The sequence below is a fragment of the Capillibacterium thermochitinicola genome (assembly GCF_013664685.1).
Classification (GTDB): domain Bacteria; phylum Bacillota; class UBA4882; order UBA10575; family UBA10575; genus Capillibacterium; species Capillibacterium thermochitinicola.
On sequence record NZ_JAAKDE010000065.1, the window covers coordinates 1 to 1,604 of the forward strand.

At 35.3% G+C, this 1,604-nt stretch carries 2 protein-coding genes; both read right to left on the minus strand.

Annotation, left to right across the window (positions count from 1 at the left end; translation table 11 throughout):
• Positions 1 to 24: 24 nt before the first annotated feature.
• The gene (locus G5B42_RS11435; protein WP_231133555.1) at positions 25 to 660 is read right to left on the minus strand and encodes a hypothetical protein; all 636 of its coding nucleotides are present in this window, start codon (positions 658 to 660) and stop codon (positions 25 to 27) included.
• Between the two features lie 301 nt (positions 661 to 961).
• The gene (locus tag G5B42_RS11440) at positions 962 to 1,492 is read right to left on the minus strand and encodes a hypothetical protein (protein ID WP_181340604.1); all 531 of its coding nucleotides are present in this window, start codon (positions 1,490 to 1,492) and stop codon (positions 962 to 964) included.
• Between the last annotated feature and the right edge of the window lie 112 nt (positions 1,493 to 1,604).

Consider the following 1,604-nt stretch of genomic DNA (forward strand, 5'->3'; position numbering starts at 1 on the left):
CGTTTTTCAGTAAGCCCTAAATAACTATTTTTGATACCATTTTTTCCTAAACAGCTCATAATATCTCCATCGAACTTGTCTTGGGTGAACATTACTTAAATCTACTCCATAATTTCTACTTGCTATTTCTATCATTTTATCTATCCATATAGGGTTGCTATTACCCATACTATGACAAGCTACCAAAGGAGCAAACTCTATTAGTTTCTTTCTTTCTACATTGGTCTTCGCATATTTATCTTTTTTAACATTTTCTTCATCAATAATAATGCTTTCAAAATCTTCTGGCGTACGATCCCTTTTAAACTTATCACACCATTTACAGGCTTGGACTATATTTGCGGTAACATGCATCTTTGGAATAAAATGTTCAAATCTAACATTTTCTGCAGGAATAGTAGATAAATCCATACGGCAATAATAACATTCAAATAATCCTGGCTTAAATTTTGCTTCTTTTTTTATGTAGGCATTATTAGCAGCAATCCACAAATTATACTTTTTATTACCCATACCAGGTCTTTTTGAACTGTTTTCAGCTTTTCTTAATTCCATTAAAAATAAATCGGGATTTTCTTCGTAAGTTTTTAAAATATACTCCTTAATATATTCAGGATATTCAGTACTCTGGATTATCCTTTTTATATTCATATCTTTCACCTTAATTTAAGATTATTAGCGGCCACGATGGCCGCGTCCTAAGGACCATATGACGCCTAACGTTTCGGGTTCCCGATGTTGCCGGGCCTTAGAGGCACCAACTGAACCCTAGTGCTTGCACTTGGTGAAGGAGGTGCCGTCCAGACTTGGCTTAGGCCCGGCAATATGGGCCGGAGTGACCGAAGGGAACGAAGCCGGGAACCCTGTTGTTATACGTCGTACCAGACATTCTACCCTTTCAACATTCATGCCAGCTGAACCATGGATGGTTAGCTGGCGACTTTCAAATAGGTCATCATAATCAATATTTTTTTAACATCTCATCAATCTGTTTTAATTTTGAATTCGTAAATTTCATTACTGTTGAGATGTCTGTGTTTTGCCCGACACCGTTAATTTCCTCGTTCAGTTCCGGAAGGTCAATAAATTTTTCCCCCTTCTGAAAGTAGATACCACATACTGGGAATGGAATTGCCCCCTCATTTCCTATACCGGTCATATAATCCGCAATTATGACTATATCTTTCAACCCATCCTTATTTACATCCTTAAAAGAAACGGCCTTTAATTCATACAAATACCAATCATTCCCTAGAAAATCTGGGAATTTATAAATAATATAACCTTTTTCATTTGCTATATAAAATATGAGTTTATTATCTTCATCTTCGCAGGAAAGAAACTGCACTTTCCCCCAATTTTCTAAGGTCACCCAAAAAGATTGGTTTTCAATTATCATTATATTTTTATCTTCCAGTTCATTTAAAAAACCACCGGCAAAACAATAACTATAAAGTAAAAGAACTATAAAAAATATTAATAACTTCTTCATCAAATCATCCTCAATTAACTAAAATTTTTATTTACTTGCTTTTTAGTTAAGCCGTGTCCATGGATGGACCGGCCTGGTCTGGTATGACGTATAACGTTTGCCGATTACCGAC

What these genes read in the sequence shown, in the direction of transcription:
- G5B42_RS11440 (WP_181340604.1), bottom strand. Translation starts at nt 1,492, where the DNA reads ATGAAGAAGTTATTAATATTTTTTATAGTTCTTTTACTTTATAGTTAT.